The 17264-nt window shown below is 64.5% G+C and carries 13 protein-coding genes; 8 read left to right on the plus strand and 5 right to left on the minus strand.

Annotated features, from left to right (window positions below):
* The first annotated feature begins 202 nt into the window (after positions 1-202).
* Positions 203-841 (plus strand): alpha/beta hydrolase, encoded by a 639-nt coding sequence (locus WJU17_RS03975; RefSeq protein ID WP_346326038.1) that lies wholly within the window; start codon positions 203-205, stop codon positions 839-841.
* A gap of 26 nt (positions 842-867) precedes the next feature.
* Here WJU17_RS03975 and WJU17_RS03980 read toward each other — a convergent pair whose 3' ends face one another.
* Positions 868-1992, minus strand: a complete 1125-nt coding sequence (locus WJU17_RS03980; protein ID WP_346326039.1) for an anhydro-N-acetylmuramic acid kinase — start codon at positions 1990-1992, stop codon at positions 868-870.
* Positions 1993-2050: 58 nt separating this feature from the next.
* On the opposite strand from WJU17_RS03980, the gene tyrS reads away from it, so the two are divergent.
* Complete coding sequence (tyrS, locus tag WJU17_RS03985) at positions 2051-3304, plus strand: tyrosine--tRNA ligase (protein ID WP_346326040.1); 1254 nt, start codon at positions 2051-2053, stop codon at positions 3302-3304.
* 35 nt (positions 3305-3339) lie between these two features.
* Positions 3340-3732 (plus strand): DUF6491 family protein, encoded by a 393-nt coding sequence (locus tag WJU17_RS03990; protein WP_346326041.1) that lies wholly within the window; start codon positions 3340-3342, stop codon positions 3730-3732.
* 17 nt (positions 3733-3749) lie between these two features.
* Here WJU17_RS03990 and WJU17_RS03995 read toward each other — a convergent pair whose 3' ends face one another.
* Positions 3750-4226, minus strand: a complete 477-nt coding sequence (locus WJU17_RS03995; protein WP_346326042.1) for an isoprenylcysteine carboxylmethyltransferase family protein — start codon at positions 4224-4226, stop codon at positions 3750-3752.
* Positions 4223-7291, minus strand: coding sequence for an AsmA-like C-terminal region-containing protein (locus WJU17_RS04000; RefSeq protein ID WP_346326043.1), 3069 nt, complete (start codon positions 7289-7291; stop codon positions 4223-4225). Before WJU17_RS04000 ends, WJU17_RS03995 begins: the two co-directional genes overlap by 4 nt.
* Before the next feature lie 136 nt (positions 7292-7427).
* On the opposite strand from WJU17_RS04000, the gene WJU17_RS04005 reads away from it, so the two are divergent.
* From WJU17_RS04005 to WJU17_RS04025, 5 genes are all read left to right on the plus strand, one after another.
* A complete protein-coding gene (locus WJU17_RS04005) occupies positions 7428-10433 on the plus strand; it encodes a bifunctional [glutamine synthetase] adenylyltransferase/[glutamine synthetase]-adenylyl-L-tyrosine phosphorylase (protein WP_346326044.1) in 3006 nt (1001 codons plus the stop codon).
* Positions 10417-10887, plus strand: a complete 471-nt coding sequence (gene bcp, locus WJU17_RS04010; protein WP_346326045.1) for a thioredoxin-dependent thiol peroxidase — start codon at positions 10417-10419, stop codon at positions 10885-10887. The genes WJU17_RS04005 and bcp overlap by 17 nt, the downstream gene beginning before the upstream one ends.
* Complete coding sequence (locus WJU17_RS04015) at positions 10884-11705, plus strand: ferritin-like domain-containing protein (RefSeq protein ID WP_346326046.1); 822 nt, start codon at positions 10884-10886, stop codon at positions 11703-11705. The genes bcp and WJU17_RS04015 overlap by 4 nt, the downstream gene beginning before the upstream one ends.
* 68 nt (positions 11706-11773) lie before the next feature.
* Complete coding sequence (locus WJU17_RS04020) at positions 11774-13075, plus strand: peptidoglycan DD-metalloendopeptidase family protein (RefSeq protein WP_346326047.1); 1302 nt, start codon at positions 11774-11776, stop codon at positions 13073-13075.
* 43 nt (positions 13076-13118) lie between these two features.
* Positions 13119-13580: a polymer-forming cytoskeletal protein gene (locus tag WJU17_RS04025; RefSeq protein WP_346326048.1), complete on the plus strand. Its 462-nt coding sequence runs from the start codon at positions 13119-13121 to the stop codon at positions 13578-13580.
* 83 nt (positions 13581-13663) lie between these two features.
* Here the strand turns inward: WJU17_RS04025 and prfB are convergent.
* Both prfB and WJU17_RS04035 read right to left on the minus strand, forming a co-directional pair.
* A protein-coding gene (prfB, locus tag WJU17_RS04030; protein WP_346326049.1) for a peptide chain release factor 2 occupies positions 13664-14795 on the minus strand; the annotation gives its coding sequence in 2 pieces (ribosomal slippage) (positions 13664-14731 and positions 14733-14795; 1131 coding nt in all).
* 25 nt (positions 14796-14820) lie between these two features.
* Entirely contained in the window at positions 14821-17250 is a 2430-nt protein-coding gene (locus tag WJU17_RS04035; protein WP_346326050.1) for a penicillin-binding protein 1A, read from the minus strand.
* Between the last annotated feature and the right edge of the window lie 14 nt (positions 17251-17264).

Genomic DNA, 17264 nt, shown 5'->3' on the forward strand with positions numbered 1-17264 from the left:
AACACGCCGCGCTGCGATTTCCGGCTATGGCCGGACTCGACCTCTTGCAGCCTTAGAATTACGTGTTATCTGCGTGTCGTTCCGCGCGCGTCAAGATGCGGTCAGCGCAATGCCCTGGCTGTAAAACATTTTGGGGCCGCTGCCAAACGTGTTTTGGCACTGTCGGACCGGACACCCAGGTCAAGCTTGGGAGAAGCTGTGAATGCCCGAGGTCATTTTCCCCGGCCCCGACGGCCGACTGGAAGGCCGCTACCAACCGCCAAAGATGAAGAATGCGCCCATTGCGCTGATCCTCCACCCGCATCCGCGGTTCGGCGGCACCATGAACAACAAGGTGGTCTATCACCTGTACCACGCCTTCGCGCGCCGTGGCTTCGCCGTCCTGCGCTTCAACTTCCGGGGTGTGGGCCGCAGCCAGGGCGAATTCGACAATGGCATCGGCGAGCTCAGCGACGCCGCGTCGGCGCTGGACTGGCTGCAGACCTATAATCCGGATGCGCCGAGCTGCTGGATCGCCGGCTTCTCGTTCGGCGCATGGATCGGCATGCAACTGCTGATGCGCCGCCCTGAAATCCAGGGCTTCATCTCGGTGGCCCCGCCGGCGAGCATGTACGACTTCAACTTCCTGGCCCCCTGCCCATCATCGGGCATCATCATCCAGGGCACCGCCGACGAAGTCGTGCCCCAGGAGTCCACCGCCAAGCTGGCCGAAAAACTGCAGGCGCAGAAGGGCATCACCGTGGACTACGTCACCATCCCCGGCGCCAGCCATTTCTACGAAAACCACATGGACCAACTGGTCGGTTCGGTCGATGGCTACCTGGACAAGCGCCTGATCTGATCTGGGAAGCGCGGTCCGCCGGACCGCTAACCCGCCCGGTAGAGCCGTCCACCCGTCAGCGGCTCTGAAACACCCGTGGTCGTCGGCAGGCTGAGGGGCATGCCCTTGGCCGACCGCACCGCCAGAAACGCGAACGCCTCGGCTTCGAGGAAATCGCCCCGCAGCCCGACCGCCTCGACGGGATCCACCGGCACCTGAACCGTCCGCTGCAATCCTTCCATGATCACGGGGTTCTTCCGTCCGCCGCCGCAAACGAGCCAGCGCCCCGGCGCGGTCGGCATAATCTTACGGCTCGCAGCGATGGTCGCGACGGTCAGCGCCGTCAGCGTGGCGGCGCCATCCTCCGGCGAGAGCGCCGCGACCATGTCGATGGGAAAATCATTCCGGTCCAATGACTTGGGAAATGCCCTCGTGAAATAGGGATGGGACAGAGCCGCGGCGACCACCGAGTCATCCACACGTCCCGACGCCGCCAGCGCCCCGTCCAGATCCAGCTCGGCACCGGTGTGCGTCTGCAGCCAGTCATTGATCAGGGCGTTGCCCGGCCCGGTGTCGAACGCGATCACGCCTCCGTCCCGGTCCAGATAGGTGATATTGGCCACGCCGCCGATGTTGAGGATGGCGACCGGCCAGTCGTCGTCGGCCAGTCCGGCTGACCGCAGCAGCGCCTGATGATAGAGCGGCACCAGGGGCGCCCCCTCGCCGCCCGCCGCCACGTCGGCGGAACGGAAATCATTCACCACCGGGATTCCCAGCTCCTGCGCCAGCAGCGCGCCATCGCCGATCTGCCATGTCCAGCCTTCGACAGGACGGTGCAGCAGCGTCTGGCCGTGAAACCCGACCAGATCAATCGCATCCGTATCCAGTCCGGCGCCCTCCAGAAGGCTCTCCACCGCCCGTGCATGGGCGCGCGTCAGGTCCTGTTCCACGGCGTGCACGACCGGGGACCCGAACAGCCCCCGCCCCTGTTCGGCCGCCATGTCCAGCAACATCCTGAGACGCATGGTTTGCGCCCGGCTGTACGGCTGGAAATAGGTAGGGCCAAGATGCTCGACAGTTTCACCATCGGTGCGCAGCAGCGCGACGTCGATTCCGTCGAGCGAGGTGCCGCTCATGAGGCCGATGGCCGTGAGTTCCGCCTTTTTGGTCATATGCTCTTGTGTTAGGTACGGGCGCGAGTTCGCCGTTACCCTAGCATCGAGCACTGCAATGACCGAGCCGAAATCAGATTTCCTGCGCGCCATCGTCGATCGTGGCTACCTGCATCAGGCCACGGATTTCGAAGGTCTCGACGCGGCCCTGACCAAGGGCACGGTCACGGCCTATATCGGTTTCGACTGCACCGCGCCCAGCCTGCATGTGGGCAGCCTGCTGCAGATCATGGTCCTCCGGCATCTGCAGAAATCCGGTCACAAGCCGGTCGTGCTGATGGGCGGGGGCACCACCAAGATCGGCGACCCGACGGGCCGGGATCTGTCGCGTCAGATGCTGACGGAAGACGTGATCCAGGCCAACAAGGCCGGCATCCGCAAGGTGTTCGACAGGTTCCTGACCTTCGGCGATGGGCCGACCGACGCCGTCATGGTCGACAATGACGACTGGCTGTCGCAGATCAACTACATCGCGTTCCTGCGCGATTTCGGCCAGCACTTCTCCGTCAACCGCATGCTGACCTTCGACAGCGTCAGGCTGCGGCTGGAACGGGAGCAGCCGCTGAGCTTTCTCGAATTCAACTACATGATCCTCCAGGCCTATGATTTCCTCGAGCTGAACCGGCGCATGAACTGCACCCTGCAGATGGGCGGCTCGGATCAGTGGGGCAATATCATCAACGGCGTCGAGCTGGGCCGCCGCGTCGATCAGGCCGACCTGTTCGGGCTGACCTCGCCGCTGATGACCACGGCCTCGGGCGCCAAGATGGGCAAGACCGCCCAGGGCGCCGTCTGGCTCAACGCCGACCAGCTGTCGCCCTATGATTACTGGCAGTTCTGGCGCAATTCGGACGACGCCGATGTCGCGCGCTTTCTGAAACTGTTCACCGAACTGCCGCTGGACGAGATCGACCGTCTTGCCGCGCTCGAGGGCGCCGGCATCAATGAAGCAAAGAAGGTGCTGGCGACCGAGGCCACTGCCCTCGCCCACGGCCGGGACGCGGCGACACAGGCCGAGGAAACCGCCCGGATCACTTTCGAGCGGGGCGGGCTGGGCGAAGATCTGCCTACTGTCGAAATTGACAAGGCCGTGCTTGAAAAGGGTGTGAGCATCCTCAATCTTCTAAAGCAAGCGGGGCTCAGCGCGTCCAATGGCGAGGCCAAACGCCTGGTACAGGGAGGCGGCGCCAGGGTGAACGACGCGAAGGTAGAGGACGAGAGCCAGATCTTCGGTCTGGACGCATTGAACTCCGATGGTGTCATCAAATTGACGGCTGGCAAGAAGCGTCATGTGATCGTACGACCGGTCTAGCTTGTCCGCCGCGTAATCGAGGAACGGAGACGGTAATGATCAAGGTGCTGAGCTTGGGGCTGATCGCCGCGGGAATTCTGGTGACCGGCCAAGCGCCGGCAAATGCCGCCGACTCCTCTTCCGACAAGCCTCTCGTGCGCTGCATCGACATCACCCGGATGAAAAGCAGCAAGGTCATCGACAATCGCACCATCATCCTGAACATGCGCGGCGGACCGGACTACAAGATGACCCTCGCGCACCGCTGCCCGGGTTTGAAGTCGCAAGGAACATGGCGTCACGATGCGCGCTCACTGGCCAAGCTCTGCGAGGTCGACACCATCGAGGTTCCCGTGACCACAAGCGGCAACGTGCTCGACAACAACTTCACGCCCTGCATCATCGAGAGCATTACCGAGCTTCCGGAGAATGGCGCCAAGGCGCAGTAGCGCCTGCGCGCACCTGGTCAGATCCAGCGCCTCACTTCCGAGCGATAGGGCCGATAGGCTCGCTCGAGCTTTGCCATCAGATAGTACTCCTCGCGCCGGGCGACGGAATCGGCGTAGAGGAAAAACAGCGGCAACAAAAAGAATATCCACGCATTGTCGGTGGTCAGGCCAATCCCCGCCATCAGCAGCATGTAGGCCAGATAGGCCGGATGCCGTGAAAACGCGTACGGACCGGAGGTGATCACCGTCTCGGTGGTGTACTTGTGCGAGAACACCTCGCCCTTGCCGCGGAAAGTCCGCCACGCCCATAACCACAGCACGGCACCCATCAGGACGACCACGGGACCCACGGCGATCCGGATGATGTTCTGCGGTGCGATGGCCACCGGCTTCAGCAACAGATTGATGGCGACGGCCAACAGGATCGCCAGCAGGCAGGCAATCGCCGGAGGAAAGACGCGGCTGGGCTTGGAGCGCTTTGGCGGCTTGCTCATGGCGTGGCTGGCTTCTCCGTCTTCTTTTCGCCCTGCGAGAACACGTCGAAGATACCGCGCAGGAATCCCGGCGTCAGCGCGGAAAGCGGATTGACGGACACGTCCGGCTTGTCCGTGGTGCCCCCTACCGAAAAGCGTATGGCGATCAAACCCTCGTTTTCCCCACCGGAAAGCATCGACCCGACCACGGGAACATAATCCAGCACGGTATTCAACGTGTAGGCCGGTGCCAGAGTACCTTGGATGTCGAGTTTTTTCTGTCCGTCGTAGAGGCGGCCGGACATGCGCACGCCGAGCTGGGACCCCATGCCCCGCCCATCCTTGAGCAGCAGCGTTCCCTCGCCCAGATCGAAATCCACGTCGAACCGGTCGAAACCGATGCCGTCGCCGGTCAGGATGTCCCTCAGTCCCGAAAGAGACCCAAGAGTCAGCAGTTGGGCCATCATCGGCGAATCCTTGATCCGGAAATCCCGCGCCGTGATCATGCCGACGGTGTGCCGCTTGCCGCGCTCTCCCGAGATACGCGCGCTGAGGCTGAGCTGTCCGCCCGTCACGCCGTTCAGCATGCCCAGCGTCCGCAGCAACTCGCCGCCATCCTCGGTCTTGACGTCGAGACCCGGCTTGTCACCCTGGAGACTATAGTCGATTGAAACCGGCTTGCCGCTTCTCAGGATCCCGTGAATTCGGCCATCGACCAACTCGCCCTCGGCGATCCGCAAGGACGCGTCCATGTCGCGGATCGGCACGCCCTTGGGCGCGATGGCCGTATCGACATCGACATCCGCGGTCGCGGCGAAATCGGACGGCTCTTCATCCTCCTGCGCCGGACGGGCCTCCGCATCATCGTCCCCTTCGAGGAAGGGGCGCAGATCGATCTGGCGGCCGGATATCTTCAGGTCCAGCGGCTCGTTCGCCGGCTGGGTCGCCAGGACGGATATATCCGTCTCCAGTACCTTGAACCGTGACAGGTCGGCGGAGGCGAAGTCTCCCGTGTCGGTAAAGGACAGGCGACCGGCCAGATCGAGATCGGGCATGGTCACGGTGAACGCATTCGGACGCAGGCCGCCGGTTTCCGTCGCCATCGACGCCTTGAGAGTGCCAGGTTTGCCGGCTGGCTTCGACCATTCGAGCAGCGGAAATCCCAACGCCGCGCCGGCCAGGTCGGCGACCAGCGTCCCCTGCGTGATCTTGGTCCCCTTGCCCGCCAGTTCCACATCGATGCGCGCCGCGCCCGTCATCTCGATGGCCTCGGGCAGGCCCTTGCGCCGCAGCAGCTCGGCCGGAACCATCGCCCTTCCCCGGTACAGCGTCGGCGTCCCGTCCCGAATGCCGAAGCGCTCGGTCCAGTCCACGTCGACAGGCTGGCCCAGAAACGACAATTGTCCGTTCGCCCTCACCCCGGACGGATCGAGCACCAGCGTCAGGGTGCCGGGGGCAGGTTCCCAGTCGTCGAAGCCCTCGCGCAGGAGGAACTCGTCCGCCGTCAGCCACGCGCCATATTGCACGTCCCTCATGGTCAGCTTCGTGATGAGGGGAATCCGGAAACGCGCCTTGACCCGCGCGTTACCGCCCAGCGCCTGAGGCGTCACGCCGAACGCCGTGGTGTAGCCCAGCGGTTTGTAGTCCAGCAGCGTCAGCAACTCGGGCACGGACATGGCTGCGGCAAGCGTAATGTCCGCCTCATGCATGGTCGGCTTGTCGAGATGGTCGATGAGGCCATAGAGCCCGACTACATCAATATCCATGTCCGTGGCCGGATCGACGATTCGTCCCCGGTCGACCCAGAGCTCGAAGGCGGCTGGCGTCAGGCTGGCGCGGCCGCGCCCGTCGGTAATCGGAGGCACCGGCCGCAGGTAATGCGCCTCCATGCCCTCGAACTCGAAGCCAAGGCTGAAATCGACACGCGGCGGTGCGTCGGCGACGGTCGGCTCGGCCTGCACCCGAACCGTGCCCACGGTGATGTGCCCCGCCTTCACGTTGCGCTCGAACCAGCCGCGGGTGTTGGTCTTCACCCCGGTGGGCCACAACGCCGCGACCGTGGCGAAAGGGATATCGCGGATCGTCACGTCGATCTCGCCGCCTTGCCCCGACGTGCCGGTGAACAGCACGCCCTTGCCTTCGATGGCGCCGCCGGCCACGGCCAGTCGCATGGGAGCGAACGTCAGGCGCCCGCTCTGGCGATCCAGATTGCCCTTCAGGACGGCGCCCGTCACGGCGACCGGCCCCGCGAGCGCGGGAATGGCGATCGTCCCCTTGTCCGCCGTAAGAGAAAAGTCGACGCGGCCGACCCTGCCGTCGGTCCGCGCCGTCATGCTGACCTTGCCGCTGACCGGCAGATCCCAGCCCCGCAGCACCGTCAGGTCTCCCGTCGGCCTCGCGAACATCGCCGGCCGGGCGCCGGCGACATCCAGCGACACGTCGATCTTGCCGCTGGCGCGGTCAAAGTCCGCGCGCAGATTGAAGGATGTCTGACGCTGGACGCCCTTCAACGTGCCGGTCAGGGTCGCGCGCGCGCCGTCATTCGTGCGCCTGATATCCAGGGTCGTGCCGACGACCCGCCAGTTTTCCTCATGGGCGAGATCGTCGATATCGAGCAGCGCATCCTCGATCACCAGTCGCCGCAGCTCATCCTTGGCCGATGGCGCCGCCAGCACCTTCTCCAGCAACTGGCGAACCAGCTCGGAATCCTCCGAGACCCGGTTGTCACGGCGAAACCCGAAACTGCCATCGGCCCGGCGCGACAACTGAATGGTGGGCGAGAACAGGTCGATGCGCCGGGGCGAGAAATTGCCGGTCAGCATCGCCACCGGATTGATCCCGACAGCCACCTGCGGCAACGTGACGACCGGCAGTCCCTGGCGGTCCTTCAACGCCACGTCGGTCACGCGGATATCGAGAGCCCGGCGCCAGCCGCCCCATACGACGACCGTGTGGGAAAACTCGACCGTCTGTCCGTCAAGCTGGGCGTTGAGGCTGCGCTCCATGATCGGACGTAGGAAATCCACGCGGATGGGGCCGAGCATGGCGCGGCCCGCGATCAGCGACAGGGTCACGACAATGGACACGATCGTCCATATCGCCCCTCGCCATATCCATGCTTTTACCGCCAAGCGCACCAATCCGTTCTGAGCCGAGGCGGCTTGACCGAGCCGGTACAACTACGCAGTGTCGTGCCGTCTTTTCAAGAACGAGCCTTACCCCATGCTAGACTTAACTCTGCGCATCGCCGCCGACAAGGTGCCCGAGCCGTTCGATCGCTCCCTTGCGACCCAGAAACTGGCGGATTGGCATGCGCGGATCGCCCAGGACCATCCAGAACACGACGCCCTTTTCCGCAAGCCCGAGGTCGAGGCGCTGTTACTGGGCCTTTTCGGCAACAGTCCGTATCTGTCGGCCAGCGCCTTCAAGACGCCCGAGGCATTGATCGCGGTCCTGACCCAGGGACCGGACGCCGCCGTCGAGACCCTGTTCGAGAGCCTGACCGAGACGCTGCCGAAACTCGACACCCAGGACGCCCTGATGCGGGCACTGCGCCAGGCGAAGCTTCGTCTGGCGCTTACGGTCGCGGTCGCCGACATCACCGGGCACTGGCCGCTCGAAAAGGTCACGGGCGCGCTGAGCGAATTCGCCGAACTAGCCGTGGATCACGCCGTCGCGCATATCGTCCGGGCGCGCATGGTCGCGGGCGACCTGGCATGGACGGGCGAAACCGGCGCGCCGGCGACGCCGGCTCTCGCCCGGTCGGCCGGCTATATCGTGCTCGGCATGGGCAAGCTCGGCGGGCGCGAGCTGAACTATTCCAGCGACATCGACCTGATCGTGATGTTCGATGGCGAGGTCGTCCAGTATGTCGGCCGACGCGATCCTCATGACTGCTTCATCCGCATGACCCGCGATCTCGTGAAGGTGCTGCAGGAGCGCACCGCAGATGGCTATGTGTTTCGTGTCGATCTCGCCCTGCGGCCCGACCCGGGCGCCACGCCGGTGGCCATCTCCGTCGACGCCGCCGAGATTTATTACCAGAGCGTCGGCCTGAACTGGGAGCGGGCCGCCATGATCAAGGCGCGGCCCGTGGGCGGCGACCTGAACGCCGGCCGGGGCTTCCTCGACCGGATCAAGGCCTTCGTCTGGCGCAAGCACCTCGATTATGTCGCGCTCGAGGACATCCACGCCATGAAGGCGCGCATCCACAGCCACCACAAGCACGGCGGCGTCAAGGTGGCGGGCCAGGACGTCAAGCTGGGACCGGGCGGCATCCGCGAGATCGAGTTCTTCGTGCAGGCCCATCAGCTCATCTCGGGCGGCCGCACCCCGGAACTCCGGATCAAGCAGACCATGACCGGCATCGAGGTGCTCCGGCAGCTCGGCACCATCAGCGAGGACGACGCCACCGACCTGCTGGCCGCCTACCGCTTTCTGCGCACCCTGGAGCACCGCATCCAGATGACCCGCGACGAGCAGACCCACAAGATTCCCGACCGGCCGGAGGGCGTCGCCGCCATCGCCGCCTTCATGGCCTATCCGTCGGCCGAGGCATTCGAGACCGACGTGCTGCATCATCTCAACGCGGTCCGGCGCCGGTATGACGACCTGTTCAGCGAGACCCATACCGTGAACGCCGACGAGCGGTGGAACCGCCTGTTCGCGGGCGGAGAGGCGCCGGACGACATCGTCGACGACATCGCGGCGCTGGGCTTCGAGAACCCCGGCGCCATCGTCGACATGGTGCGCTCTTGGCAGACAGGGCGCTTCAGGGCGCTCCGGACCGACAGGGCAAGGGCATTGCTGAAGATCCTGCTGCCGGTCATCCTGCGGGCGTTCGCCAAGACGGCCGAGCCGACGCGGGCGCTGCAACGGTTCAACGACTTCCTGTCGCGGCTGCCTTCCGGCGTGCAGCTGCTGACGCTGTTCCAGGCCAATCCGAACCTGCTGGAGCTGGTCGCCGAAATTCTGGGCACCGCGCCCGCCCTGTCGGACTTCCTCGCCCATAATCATCTGCTGCTGGACTCGGTGCTCAGTCCCGGCTTCATGACCGGCCTGCCCGACCAGCAGGAACTCGAGGACGACCTGACCCGCGCGCTGGCGTCCGCCGCCGATTTCCAGGACGTGATGGACCTGTCGCGCCGCTGGGCCAACGAACGCAAGTTCCAGATCGGCGTCCAGCTCCTGCGCGGCATCATCACCGCGTCTCACGCGGCGACGGCCCACACCGCGCTGGCCGAAGCGGTCATCCGCTGCATGCTGCCGGCCGTCGAGGACGACTTCGCCCGTCGCCATGGCAGGATTCCCGGCGGCGGCATCGCCTTGATCGCCATGGGCTCTTTCGGCGGGTTCGAAACCAGCTTCACCTCGGACCTGGATCTGATCTTCATCTACCAGGTGCCCGAGGCCGATCTGTCGTCGGATGGCGACCGGCCCCTGCCGGCCAGCCAGTATTTCGCCAGGCTGGGACAGCGGATCATCAACGCCCTCACCGCTCTCACCGGCGAGGGGCGGCTGTACGAGGTCGACATGCAGCTCAGGCCCTCGGGCCGGGCCGGGCCGCTGGCCGTCTCCGTCGAGGCGTTCGAGACGTATCAGCGGGGCCAGGCCTGGTTGTGGGAACACATGGCGCTGACGCGCGCCCGGCCCGTGGCCGGCACGCCCGGGCTGATGGGCAGGGTCGGCGAGGTCATCCGATCCGTGCTCGCCACGCCGCGCGAGCCCGACAAGGTCCTGTTCACCGTCGCCGACATGCGGCGGCGCCTCGCCGCCGAATTCGGGACCGAGAATCCATGGGGCGTCAAGCATGTCCGCGGCGGACTGCTCGATCTCGAATTCATCGCCCAGTATCTCCAGCTGCTGTACGGCGCCAACGATCCCTCGATCTTCAGCCCGCACACGGTGACCGCCTTCCGCAATATTCGGCGCGCGGGCCTGATCCAGCCTGAACTGGCCGACGAACTAGAGCGCGCGTGTATCCTGATGGACGCGATTCGCGGTTTCAGCCGGCAGATTCTCGGCGGCGACTTCGACCCGGCGCAGCACGCGTCCCCGGCCCTGCTGAAGGCCTTGACGCGCTCCACCGGTTTCGAGAGTTTCGACGCGCTGAGCGAGGCGGTGACCGCGAACGAAACACGCGTGAAAGCGATCTTCGACGACATGATCGCGCACCCTGCCTCGCTCCTTAAGAATCCGGAGGATCAAGACCATGGCGAAAGACCTTGAAATCGGCGACAAGGCCCCGGCGTTCAGCATGACCCGCGACGGTGGCGGCCAGGTATCGCTCGGTGCCCTGGCCGGCAAGAACGTGGTCGTTTATTTCTACCCGAAGGACGACACGCCCGGCTGCACGACCGAGGCGCTCGACTTCACCCGGCTCAAGCCCGAATTCGACAAGGCCAACACGGAAGTGATCGGCATCTCGCGCGATACGGCCGCCAAGCACGACAAGTTCGCCGCCAAGCATAAGCTGGCGGTGACCCTGGGCGCCGACGAGGACGGCGCGGTCACCGAGGCCTACGGCGTCTGGAAGGAAAAGTCGCTCTATGGCAAAAAATACATGGGCATCGAGCGGGCGACGTTCCTGATCGATGCGACCGGGATCATTCGCCGGATCTGGCCGAAGGTGAAGGTCAAGGGCCACGCGGACGAGGTCCTCGCGGCCGTCCGGGCCCTGTGACGCACTACGCCAGCCTGACCGAGGCCGCCTGCGCCGTCCTCACCACCCCAGGCGGCCGTGACAAGGCGACGCTGTCGCGCGTGGTGGCCGCTGCCTGGGCACGGGGGGAGATTTCCGTGCTCGGGGCCGCCATTCCGCCCGACCGGCCGGCCCGTCCCGGCACGCCGGAACTCTTGCCGCCGGCCCAGATGCCCAGACGACGTTCGGCGGGCTCCACGGGCACGCGTATCGCCCTCCTTCACGCGCTCGCGCACATCGAGCTCAACGCGATCGACCTTGCCTGGGACCTCATCGCCCGGTTTGCCGCCGATGACCTGCCCCGCGAATTCTTCGATCAGTGGGTGACGGTCGCCGCCGAGGAAGGCCTCCACTTCCTGTTGATCGAGGATCGTCTCGCTGCCCTTTCGGCGCATTACGGCGCGCTGCCCGCCCATGACGGCTTATGGGAGGCCGCGACCGAGACGGCGCACGATCTGCGCGCGCGTCTTGCCATCGTGCCCATGGTCCTTGAGGCGCGCGGTCTCGACGTGACGCCGGCCATGATCGGACGCTTCGAGCGGTCGGGCGACGAGGAAAGCGCGGCCATCCTGCGCATCGTGCTGCGTGACGAAATCGGCCATGTCGCGGTGGGGAAATTCTGGTTCGATTATCTCTGCGCCAGAACCGGTGACGATTCGCCCACACTGTGGCGAAATTTGGTCAGAACTCACTTTCGCGGCGCGTTGAAGCCGCCATTCAACCGTGAAGCCCGGGAAAAGGCCGGATTTCCGCCGGATTTGTATCTGGGGGCGGACACGACAGGCGTGTCGGTTTCGTAAGAGTCGCTTAAGGTGGTGAAGTTTGTTAGAACCGCTGGCAGGAATCACAGGGCTCAGATCGAGGTCGAATGGGATTGCACAAGCGTGAGCGGCCGCGGTGGGATCGGTTTCGCGACTATCTGACGAAGCAGTACCAGCACCATTTTCCCGAGCGGCAGATCTATTTCCGCTCGCGCGGCGTCGTACGCTTCGTCTCCCTCTCCCCCCGCTTCCAGTCCATTTCGCTGGCGGTTGCCTTCACCATCACCTGCTGGGTCGGCATCGCGTCGGCCAATCTGGTGTTCGGCAATCAGGTCATCGAGCGCAAGGACAAGCAGATCGCCGATCTGCGCGAGATTCGCGGCGACCTGCACAAGCAGCTGGTGACGCTTCAGGATGACATCCTGAACCGCACCCAGACCCTGCAGCAGCGCCAGGAAATGATCGACGGTCTGCTCGCGCGATCGAAGGACGCCATGCTGGGCAATCTCCCCGGCAAGGCGGTCGCGCAGAAATACCCCTCCTTCGATACCCGTCCCGGCGAGGCGCCGCTGCCGATCGGCGGCCCGGACGATCTCGATGCGCCGGTTTTCAAGCCGTTGCCGGCCCGCACGCCGGACATGCGCAAGAAGGATCAGCAGAAGCTCCCGATCGTGCTGCGCGGAGAGCAGCAGTCGAGCGCCAGCGATCCGCTGAGCGAGAAATTGAGCGAGCTTGAAGGCATGCAGGACGTGCTCATCGTGCGCATGGACACGCAGGTCCGCAGCACCATCGACCGTTTCGAACAAGCGCTCAAGATCGCCGGCCTGACCACCGAAAAGGTTCTCGCCGGCTCGCGTCCGCTTCCCGCCAATCAGGGCGGCCCTTATCTGCCGCTGGTCTGGAACACTTTTGAGAACGAGGACCAGAACAAGGCGCTGATCTCGCTGATGCAGAATGTCGATCGCCTGAGCCTGCTGTACAAGACGTTCGAGCGCGCGCCCCTGGCGCTGCCGGTGGACGACTTCTATATCTCCAGCACCTTCGGTGGGCGCCGCGATCCGTTCAACAACGCCCCGTCCTTTCACAGCGGTGTCGACCTGGGCAGCCAGCAGGAAAATGCGCCGATCTTCTCCACCGCACCGGGCAAGGTGACCTTCGCCGGGCGGGACGGACCTTACGGCCTCATGGTCGAGATCGATCATGGCAACGGGTTCGTAACCCGTTATGGGCACATGAAAAATATCGTGGTAAGACAGGGCCAACGTGTCGCCTTGCGCGAGGCAGTCGGGGTCATGGGCAGCACCGGTCGCAGCACCGGAACGCATCTGCATTATGAAGTCCGGTTCAACGGCACGCTGTTGAATCCGGTTAAGATCTTCAAGGCAGCGCAGCATGTTCAGGCAATCTGAGTCTCGCGGGGGCAAGTTCATCAAAGAAAAGGAAGACAACGTCGTGTCCACCACTCCGAACCGCTCCGCCGCCAATACGCCATCCATCATCGGCGGCGACGTCCAGCTCAAGGGCAACCTCGTCACCACCGGCGAGGTGCAGTTCGACGGCCGCATGGAAGGTGATCTGCACTGCGGCTCCCTGACCATCGGCGAGAGCGCCGAAGTCACCGGCAGCGTGGTTGCCGAAACGGTTATCATTCACGGCAAGCTGAAGGGCACGATCCGCGCCCGTCGCGTCCGTCTCGAGCGGACCGCAAAGGTCGTCGGCGACGTCTGGCACGAGATCATTTCCATCGAAGCCGGCGCCCATATCGAGGGCACCTTCATGCATGTCGACAACCCCCTGGAATCGGCGACGGGTCGTCCGGGTTCCAAGCCCGCCACCGTCGGCGTCTCGGTCGAAACCGCTCCCGGGGTCACGGGCACGACCACGCCAGCCCGGGCGACGACCCCGGCCAGCTGAGCCACGCATCATTCCGGAATGAAGGAAGGGCGGCGAGTTGATCTCGCCGCCCTTTTTCGGTTCTGGATCTGAACGCTGGCCGGTCAGCCCAGGTCTTCGATGCCTTCGGCCTGCTTGCCGTCGACCTTGGCCGCCAGCGCGGCGGCGACGAACTCGTCGATGCCGCCGTTGAGAACGAGATCCGGTTGCGAGGATTCCACCCCCGTCCGCAGATCCTTGACCATCTGGTAAGGCTGCAACACGTAGGAGCGAATCTGGTGTCCCCAGGCGATATCCGTTTTCATCGCCGCCGCGGCCTGCGCCTTTTCTTCTCGGGCGCGCAATTCGGCCTCGTACAACCGGCTTTGCAGCATCTTCATCGCCGTCGCCCGGTTCTTGTGCTGGGACCGTTCGTTCTGGCACTGCACCACGATACCCGTCGGAATATGCGTGATGCGGATGGCGCTGTCGGTGGTATTGACGTGCTGACCGCCCGCGCCCGACGAACGATACGTGTCGATGCGCAGATCCTTGTCGTTGATCTCGACCTCGATGGTGTCGTCCACCACTGGATAGATCGACACGCTGGCGAAACTGGTATGGCGACGCGCGTTGGAATCATAAGGTGATATCCGTACGAGCCGGTGCACCCCGGCTTCCGTCTTCAGCCAGCCAAAGGCATTCTCGCCCTTGATCTGAACGGTCGCCGACTTGATCCCGGCTTCCTCGCCGTCGCTCTCTTCCATGATCTCAGTCTTGTAGCCCTTGGAGTCGGCCCAGCGCGTGTACATGCGCAGCAGCATGCCCGCCCAGTCCTGACTTTCCGTGCCGCCGGCGCCGGCATGCACTTCCAGATAGGCATCGTTACCGTCGGCTTCACCCGAAAGAAGCGCGGCGATCCGCCGCTGGTGGGCCTGCCCGGCCAGGTCGCGAAGTGCCTGCTCGGCCTCGTCGATCAGCCCGGTATCACCCTCGGCCTCCGCCATCTCGACCAGTTCGAGATTCTCGGCCAGGGTGCTCTCGATCTGCTTGCAGGCGGAGATGGATTCGTCCAGCCGGGTGCGCTCGCGCATCAGCTTCTGCGCCTTGCCGGGGTCGTTCCACAGATTGGGATCTTCGGAGAGCTGGTTCAGCTCATCGAGCCGTCGAAGTGCGCGATCCCAGTCAAAGTGACCTCCTTAGCAGTTCCAGCGACTGCTCAATGGAGTCAACCTGTGCTTCAATTTCAGCACGCATTGTATTGTATTTCCTTGTCTTTTTACTAGTAAAGCCCGCCGGTTCCCACCGGTGCGACCCTCTCGGCAGGCAATGGCATATCGGACTCCGATCCGTCAAGCACCGACCGCTGCCCATTGGGTTCCGTACCCGCCTTAAATGCCTCGAGGATCACGTTGCGATCCCCCGGCGAGGTCGGCTGGCCGGTCTTGCTGTTCACACGCACGAGGCGAATGCCCGGCGGAATGCGGAACGGTGTGGCCGGCTGGTCTTTCAGGGCCTTTTCCATGAACTCCTGGAAGACAGGCGCGGCCGAACTGGCGCCGGTTTCACGGCTGCCCAGGCTCTGCGGCGTGTCGAAGCCGATGAACACGCCGACCGCGATATCCGGGGCGAAACCGACGAACCAGTTGTCGAAATTGTCGTTGGTCGTGCCCGTCTTGCCCGCGAGCGGCTTGCCGATGGCGGAAATCCGGGCCCCGGTGCCCCGCAGGACGACGCCTTCCAGCATGGACACCATCTGATAGGCGGTGCCGGGGTCGATCACCTGCTCGCGGTTATCCGGCAGCTCCGGCGCCGGCTGACCGTTCCAGGACGCCGCCTCGCAGCCCGGGCAGGCCCGCTTGTCGTGCCGGAACACCGTCTGTCCTCGCCGGTCCTGGATGCGATCGATGAGGCTCGGAGTGATCCTCTTGCCGCCATTCACCAGCATGGCGTATGCGGTCGTCAGTTTGAGGACGGTGGTTTCTCCGGCCCCCAGCGCCATGGAGAGGACGCGCGGCATCTTGTCGGTGATCCCGAAATTATGCGCGTACTGGGATATCTTGGTCATGCCCACGTCCTGGGCCAGCCGCACGGTCATCAGGTTGCGGGATTTCTCGATCCCGAGGCGCAGCGTGCTGGGACCGTAGAACTCGTTCGAATAGTTCTGCGGGCGCCACTTGGGCAAACCCGGCCCCTGATCCATGACGAAGGGAGCGTCCAGCACCAGATCGGATGGCGTGTAACCACTGTCCAGCGCGGCGGCATAGACGAACGGCTTGAACGCCGACCCCGGTTGCCGCACCGCCTGCATGGCCCGGTCGAACTGGCTGGCGTGATAATCGAACCCGCCGACCAGCGCCAGCACGCGGCCGGTATGCGGATCGATCGCCACGATGGCGCCCTCGGCGGCAGGAATCTGCCGCAGGTGATAGCGGCCAGCGCCAGCGCCGTCGCCGGTCATCTTTTCGACCACGATCACGTCGCCTGACTTGACCACGTCGGAGGGCTTGGACGGGGCCGCGCCGACGTTCTGTCCCTTGAGCCACTTGCGCGCCCAGGCCATCTGTTCGAACGCGATCCGCCCGCGCGTGCCATCGACCAGCCCCACGTCGACGCCCTCGGCGTCCACGGCAAGCACGGCGGCCAGGCGCCAGCTGGCTGGCCCGGTGGAGATCTTGAGTGCCTGGAGCTTCTTCTTCCAATCCTCCAGCGTGATCTGGGCCAGCGGTCCGCGCCAGCCATGGCGCCGGTCGTAGGCGATGAGGCCGTTGCGAAGCGCCGTCTCGGCAATGGCCTGCAGCCGAGAATCCAGCGTGGAACGTATGGACAGCCCGCCTTCATACAACGCGTTGAAGCCATAGAGATTTGCGACTTCGCGCCGGATCTCCTCGTTGAAATAGTCGGCGGTGTAGATCCCGCCATCACCGCCGCCCTTCATCTCCAACGGTTCGGCGATCGCTTCGTCGCGCTGATCCCGGGTGATGAAGCCGTCTTCGGCCATGCGCCTCAAAACCCAGTCGCGACGGCCCTTGGCCGCCTCGGCCCGCTTAATCGGGTGATAGTTGCTCGGCGCCTTGGGCAGCGCCGCCAGATAGGCGGTTTCCGCCAGAGTCAGCTCGGACAGCGACTTGCCGAAATAGGACAGCGCGGCCGCCGCGACGCCGTAGGAGCCCTGCGGATGCATGCCCTGTCCCAGATAGATCTCGTTGAGATACAGCTCCAGGATCTGATTCTTGTCGAACGCCTGTTCGATCCGGTAGGCGAGGATCGCCTCCTTGATCTTGCGCTCGTAGGACATCTCGTTGGTCAGCAGGAAGTTCTTCGCCACCTGCTGCGTGATGGTCGAGGCGCCGACCAGCCGGCGACCGGCCACGTAATTATAAAGATTATCGAACAGCGCGCGGACCACGCCGAAATAGTCGATGCCGCTATGGCTATAGAAATTCTTGTCCTCCGCGGCGAGGAAAGCCTGGATCACGGGCTGCGGAATCGCCTCCAGCGGCATGAACAGGCGCCGCTCCCGCGCATATTCGCCGATGAGCCGCCCGTCCGCGGCGTGGATGCGGGTGGTGACCGGCGGCTGATAGTCCTGCAGTTGATCCACATCGGGCAGCGCGGCGCCGAAGCGGTACAAGACCACGGTGATGAGGATAATGCCGAGAACCACGGCACTGCCGATGGCGATGGCCGCTATCTTGAGGTATCGGTTCATGCTGCTCGCTTGAG

This window comes from Iodidimonas sp. SYSU 1G8 (genome assembly GCF_039655775.1).
Lineage (GTDB): Bacteria > Pseudomonadota > Alphaproteobacteria > SMXS01 > SMXS01 > RI-34.

What these genes read in the sequence shown, in the direction of transcription:
- WJU17_RS03995 (WP_346326042.1), bottom strand. Translation starts at nt 4,226, where the DNA reads ATGAGCAAGCCGCCAAAGCGCTCCAAGCCCAGCCGCGTCTTTCCTCCG.
- WJU17_RS04020 (WP_346326047.1), top strand. Translation starts at nt 11,774, where the DNA reads ATGGGATTGCACAAGCGTGAGCGGCCGCGGTGGGATCGGTTTCGCGAC.
- tyrS (WP_346326040.1), top strand. Translation starts at nt 2,051, where the DNA reads ATGACCGAGCCGAAATCAGATTTCCTGCGCGCCATCGTCGATCGTGGC.
- WJU17_RS03975 (WP_346326038.1), top strand. Translation starts at nt 203, where the DNA reads ATGCCCGAGGTCATTTTCCCCGGCCCCGACGGCCGACTGGAAGGCCGC.
- WJU17_RS04035 (WP_346326050.1), bottom strand. Translation starts at nt 17,250, where the DNA reads ATGAACCGATACCTCAAGATAGCGGCCATCGCCATCGGCAGTGCCGTG.
- WJU17_RS03980 (WP_346326039.1), bottom strand. Translation starts at nt 1,992, where the DNA reads ATGACCAAAAAGGCGGAACTCACGGCCATCGGCCTCATGAGCGGCACC.
- WJU17_RS03990 (WP_346326041.1), top strand. Translation starts at nt 3,340, where the DNA reads ATGATCAAGGTGCTGAGCTTGGGGCTGATCGCCGCGGGAATTCTGGTG.
- WJU17_RS04005 (WP_346326044.1), top strand. Translation starts at nt 7,428, where the DNA reads ATGCTAGACTTAACTCTGCGCATCGCCGCCGACAAGGTGCCCGAGCCG.
- bcp (WP_346326045.1), top strand. Translation starts at nt 10,417, where the DNA reads ATGGCGAAAGACCTTGAAATCGGCGACAAGGCCCCGGCGTTCAGCATG.